Source organism: Deltaproteobacteria bacterium, from assembly GCA_016219225.1.
GTDB lineage: Bacteria > Desulfobacterota > RBG-13-43-22 > RBG-13-43-22 > RBG-13-43-22 > RBG-13-43-22.
Map to the genome: position 1 here is coordinate 1 of JACRBX010000109.1, position 5,225 is coordinate 5,225.

The 5,225-nt window shown below is 49.2% G+C and carries 7 protein-coding genes; 3 read left to right on the forward strand and 4 right to left on the reverse strand.

Annotated elements, in window-relative coordinates:
• Window positions 1–435 precede the first annotated feature (435 nt).
• Window positions 436–942 carry a RidA family protein gene (locus tag HY879_10030; GenBank protein ID MBI5603683.1) on the forward strand — a complete coding sequence of 169 codons (507 nt, stop codon included), beginning with the start codon at window positions 436–438 and terminating at the stop codon, window positions 940–942.
• Window positions 943–1,129: 187 nt separating this feature from the next.
• A complete protein-coding gene (locus HY879_10035) occupies window positions 1,130–1,936 on the forward strand; it encodes an alpha/beta hydrolase (GenBank protein MBI5603684.1) in 807 nt (268 codons plus the stop codon).
• A gap of 3 nt (window positions 1,937–1,939) precedes the next feature.
• Here the strand turns inward: HY879_10035 and HY879_10040 are convergent, their stop codons facing one another.
• The 4 genes from HY879_10040 to tpx all read right to left on the reverse strand — a co-directional run bounded on the left by HY879_10040 (window position 1,940) and on the right by tpx (window position 4,586).
• On the reverse strand, window positions 1,940–3,037 hold the full coding sequence (locus HY879_10040) for a metallophosphoesterase (protein ID MBI5603685.1): 1,098 nt from the start codon (window positions 3,035–3,037) through the stop codon (window positions 1,940–1,942).
• A gap of 151 nt (window positions 3,038–3,188) precedes the next feature.
• Window positions 3,189–3,398, reverse strand: coding sequence for a rubredoxin (locus HY879_10045; GenBank protein MBI5603686.1), 210 nt, complete (start codon window positions 3,396–3,398; stop codon window positions 3,189–3,191).
• A gap of 153 nt (window positions 3,399–3,551) precedes the next feature.
• Window positions 3,552–4,046, reverse strand: coding sequence for a rubrerythrin family protein (locus tag HY879_10050; protein MBI5603687.1), 495 nt, complete (start codon window positions 4,044–4,046; stop codon window positions 3,552–3,554).
• Window positions 4,047–4,067: 21 nt separating this feature from the next.
• On the reverse strand, window positions 4,068–4,586 hold the full coding sequence (gene tpx / locus HY879_10055; protein ID MBI5603688.1) for a thiol peroxidase: 519 nt from the start codon (window positions 4,584–4,586) through the stop codon (window positions 4,068–4,070).
• 229 nt (window positions 4,587–4,815) lie between these two features.
• Here tpx and HY879_10060 point away from each other — a divergent pair.
• The coding region (locus HY879_10060; protein ID MBI5603689.1) for an MFS transporter at window positions 4,816–5,225 on the forward strand (410 nt) is incomplete at its 3' end.

The window sequence follows — 5,225 nt, forward strand, 5'->3', positions numbered from 1 at the left end:
CAGATAGACCAAGGCATCCTGGGGATGGGAAATATCAGGACCGCCCACGCAATATATTCCGGAAATGATCTCAAAAGAATTGGATATCATTTTCTTTTTTTCCCGATAGTGACATTTAGTTTATTTTTTGATAAAGTCTATACGTCTAAAGGGATTTTTCCATAAACCCGTGACCAGGCAAGATGCCTGACCTATTATGATTGGTTAAGTTATAAAAAGCCCTCGACATCGTCACCCCGGTGAAAACCGGGGTCCAGAGACCGTCCCGGCGAATGCCGGGAACCAGACCATTGAACCTGGATTCGGGTTTTCACCGGAATGACAAAAAAGTGGCCTCCCGTTTTTAGAAGCTGTTGTTCTTGAATTATACCTTTTTTAACGATTTGGTAGAAGAAATTTAGCGGGTCATTTGGAAAAATTTACAAAGGAGGTTTTATGTCGGAAAAGCAGGTAAACGATTTGGGTATAGAAGCCAAACTAAAAGAACTGGGGCTGGTCCTGCCGGAACCGGTCAAGGCCCCTTCGGGGGTAGTACTGCCCTTTTCCTGGGTCAGGGTGCGGGGCAACCGCGCCTTTATTTCCGGCCATCCCCCCCTCAACCCTGACGGTTCTCTGGCCAATCCTCTGGGAAAGGTCGGGGCCGAGGTTACCTTGGAAGAAGGCTATCAGGCGGCCAGGCTGACCGCCCTCGCCATCCTGGGGGACCTGAAACGCACCCTGGGAGACCTGGACCGGATCAGCGCCTGGTTGCGGGTCTTCGGCATGGTCAATGCCGCCCCGGGTTTTAATCAACTGCCCTCGGTGATCAATGGCTTCTCGGATTTGATTATTGAGTTGTATGGAAAGGAAAGAGGGGATCATGCCCGGTCGGCCGTGGGCCTGGCCGAGCTGCCCTTTAATATCCCGGTGGAGATCGAAGGGGAAGTGGAAATCATTGGTTGATTTCCTCGATCCGGGAAATAATCTGAATGGTCTTCCTGGAAATGATACAAATGCTTCATGGAGCGATTAGCCTGACTAAAGAAATCTAATTGCTTCAATGAAGCATTTAAAGAAAGGGGTCTATAACTATATGGCCTGATGTGAACGAACAAGGCAAGTTTTGCCGTTTAGCGATAAGGAGGCTCAGGTGTTTCTTAAGAGAGATGGGATAAAAATTGCCTATTATCTGGAAGGACAGGGGGAACCTTTGCTCCTGATCCGGGGGTTTGCCTCGGCGGGGTCCATGTGGTACAACCAGATCCCGGTGCTGAGCGAACACTTCAAGGTGGTAACTTTTGACAATCGGGACACCGGGAATAGCGACCGGGTGGAACCCCCTTATACCATAGCTGATATGGCCGGAGACGTAATCGCCCTGATCGAGCACTTAGGGGTAGGACCGGTCTATTTACTGGGCATTTCCATGGGCGGCATGATCGCCCAGCAGGTGACCCTTTTAAGACCGGATTTGGTCAAGCGTTTAATCCTGGGTTGTACTACCTGTAATGCCGCCACGGGGACCACGACCGATCCCCAAGTCTTGGAATTATTTGCCACCCGCCCGGAGCTTTCCGATGAAGAAAATGTGCGCCGTTCCCTGCCGGTTTTCTTTTCCAAAGAGTCTTTGGCCCATCGACCCGATATCATCAATGAGTTCGTCAAAAAAAGCCTGGCCCAACGCCCGCCTCTGGAAACCTTTGTCCGCCACCGGCAGGCCATTGGGAGGTTCAAGGTCTGCGATCAAATCCATCAAATTATCCTTCCCACCCTTATTCTGCACGGCCGGGCCGACCTGCTGCTGCCCGTAGTCGATGCCGAGGAATTAAAAGAACGGATTTCTCAGGCCCGGCTTAAGGTCTATGAAGGTTTGGGACATTTGTTCTTCATGGAGGACCCGGACACTTTTAATAAGGATGTGATTGGGTTCATTCGAGATCAACAGATGATGGACTGATTTTTATTGGACGGTGATAATCACAATTTCCGGCCTGCTTCCGATGCGCATTGGCGGTCCCCAGGTGCCGACCCCGCTGGTGGTATACAGGGAATAATCTCCCATTCGATGGAGACCGTGGTCATAGCCCTTATAGATGAGATAGGTGAAAAGTTTCATGGGCCACATTTGGCCGTTATGGGTATGTCCTGAAAGCTGTAAAGCAATAGGATAGCGTCTGGCCAATTCAATATTGGAGGGTTCATGCCAGAGGAGGATGCCGGGTTTCGTTTTGTCGATTTTTTCTAAAATCGGCTTCAGATTTTTCCTTTGTCCTCGCGGAGGATAATCGATCCCGATCACCTGGACCCCGCCGAGATCGATAATTTCATCGCGCAACAATCTGATTTTCGTCCTCTCAATAGCCTTTACAACCTTATCCAAACCCACATAAGTTTCGTGATTGCCGGTAATATAAAAAACCGGGGCTTTGATCCGGTCAAAGGGTTCGATTAAACGGGCCAGATTGTCCCCGCTGCCATCCAATATATCGCCGGTAAGAAAAACCAGATCCACCTTTTGACCATTGAACTGGTTGGTTATCTTTCGGGCCAGGTCTTCCCCATTAATCAGTCCCAGATGGATGTCCGATACCTGGGCGATTTTTTTGCCCTGCCATTCCGGTGGGCGATTTTTAATCGGGATGGACAGGAAAGTGGTTTTGATCCGGGTGGCCTGATGAAGACCATAGAAGGTGTACAGGACGGTCAGGCCAAGGAGACACACCCCAAGGAATTTAAGGTCTGGTTTCAGGGCAATGGATTTGAGGAGGGTGTACACCAAAAGCCCTGTTCCTAAGATGAGCAACAGATTGACCAGAATCCCAAGCCACAGGGCTGAACCATAATAAAACCAGCGGAGGAAGGGTTGTCCGCCAGACCGGCTCCAGATAAAGGCCGCGATGAAACTTAAGGCCAGAAATAAAAGCAGGGCGGCTAACCCGAATCGGGCGAGCCGGTCTTTCAGGCTGAAAAACTTTACCAGGAGGAAGAAAAGCAGGGTATGAAGACCGAAATAAATAGTTAGAGCAAGGGAAATGAAGATCAAGATTTGCTGTCTCATGAATCCACGAGAGGTCCTTCCCCGCTGGTCGTTGCGGGTTACGAGTTACGGGTTGCGGGGTCAAAACCAACCTTACTTCGACATTCATTATTCGATATTCGCATTTTCATGCTTCGTGTTTCCCCAAGGGGCTTGAGGGTTTAACAGGTAACTAACATCCCTCCTGGGCCGTCGAGCCCGCTCCGGCCAAAGGACGGAAATTTTTTTTGCCGGCTCCGCAGATGGGACATTTCCAATCTTCCGGCAGATCGGCAAAGCAGGTCCCTTTGGGGATCTTGCCTTTTTTATCGCCTTTATCCGGATCGTAAATATAACCGCAATTTACCGATTGGCATTGAAACATTTCTTCGGCTTTGGACACCACAGCCTCCTTTTAAAAGACAGGTCCAAGGTGCAAGGCGTTAACCCCTTAAATCCCAGGGGATCACCACGAATCATGAAAATTGCTTTTCCCCGACCCCCGAGCCCTGATCCCGTTTTTTATACTTGCATCTTGCATCTTGTAACTTTATTTTTAATCGACTTTAATAAAGGCCTTGGCCTTGGAGCCGCAGACCGGACAGGTTTCCGGAGGCTCATTTTCACAGGTATAGCCGCACACCGAACAGACGTAATAATCGGCCGGTTTTAAATTTTCCAAATTATCCATGGTCTTTTGATATAAACCGGCATGAATCTCTTCTACGGCATTGGCGTAGGAAAAACTTTGTTCAGCCGCCTTATTCCCTTCTTCTTTGGCGGCCTCGATCATGGCCGGATACATCTTTTTAAACTCATGGATCTCGCCGGCCAGGGCCTCCTTCAGGTTTTCGGCAGTCTTTTTGATCCCTCCCAGAGTACGCAAATGGGCATGGGCGTGGACGGTTTCGGCCTCGGCCACGGCCCTGAATAGCTTAGCGGCCTGGGGGTATCCTTCCTGCTCGGCCTGTTTGGCAAAGGCCAGATATTTACGATTGGCTTGGGATTCGCCGGCAAAGGCATCTTTTAAATTCTGCTCTGTTTTGCTCATGATTTCTTCTCCCTTCTGCATTTATTGGGTCAACTCCTTGACAATTCCGAGCACCTGTTCATAATCGGGTTCTTCCGTCTGCTCCTTGACGATCTGAATATGGCGGATAATCCCCTGTCGGTCAACTACAAAAACAGCCCTGGCCAGCAAGCGCAGCTCTTTAATGAGTACACCGTAAGCCATTCCAAAAGAGGCATCCTTATGATCGGAAAGGGTGATCACCTTATCCACCCCGGCCGCCCCGCACCAGCGTTTCTGGGCGAAGGGCAAATCCATACTGATGGTCATGATCTGAATATCAGGGCTTAATCGGCCGGCTTCGGTATTGAACCTCCGGGTTTCTATATCGCAGACCGGCGTGTCCAGTGAAGGGACGGAAGCAATCAGACAGATCTTCCCACGAAAAGAAGAAAACCGGACAACGATAAGGTTATTATCGATTACTTCAAAATCAGGTGCCGCCTCTCCCACCTTCAGCTCAGGGCCCAAAAGGGTAAGAGGATTGCCTCTCCTGGTAACAATCCCCGGACGTTCCATCAAGGTTTCTCCTTTCAATATTATTGATCGTTTTAAACTAATCACTACTCTTGGCTTGTCAAGGCAAATAAAGGGCCTAACGTTTTGGAAAGGAAGGCTGTTAGAATTCCCCTTGAATAAATAGTCTCTAAAGTTTATAGTTTTTTGTAATATCTTCGCTGTACATAGGGACTCCCATTCTTCCGGACCCCGGCTTTCACCGGGGTGCTGTTTTTTATAGGGTTAAAATATCATGTCAAACACAAACATCCATCCGGCGGCCGATATTTCTGGAGAAAATAACCCGGAGAGTTCCCCGGCAGCCCTTTTATCCAGGCTGGGTCCGGTATTTTTTTTAACCGGCATCTTTTTTTTGAATTTTATCTCCCGGATCATCCTGGCTCCTTTGATGGTTACCATAGAAAAAGAACTTCATCTGGGCCACAAGGAGGCCGGTGTCCTTTTCCTACTGACCACCGTAGGCTACAGCTTGTCCCTTCTCGTCTCAGGGCACCTCTCTTCCCGGGTGGTCCACAGGAAAACCATTGTTTTTTCCACCTTGGGGTTAGGGGTTAGTCTCCTTTGCCTTTCTATCAGTCAAAGCCTATGGGCGATTCGACTGACTTTATTTATTTTAGGGGTGGCTGCCGGTCTCTATCTGCC

Bases quoted from the DNA above. Each gene is read 5' to 3' on its own strand.
- HY879_10030 (MBI5603683.1), top strand. From the start codon at position 436: ATGTCGGAAAAGCAGGTAAACGATTTGGGTATAGAAGCCAAACTAAAA.
- HY879_10040 (MBI5603685.1), bottom strand. From the start codon at position 3,037: ATGAGACAGCAAATCTTGATCTTCATTTCCCTTGCTCTAACTATTTAT.
- HY879_10050 (MBI5603687.1), bottom strand. From the start codon at position 4,046: ATGAGCAAAACAGAGCAGAATTTAAAAGATGCCTTTGCCGGCGAATCC.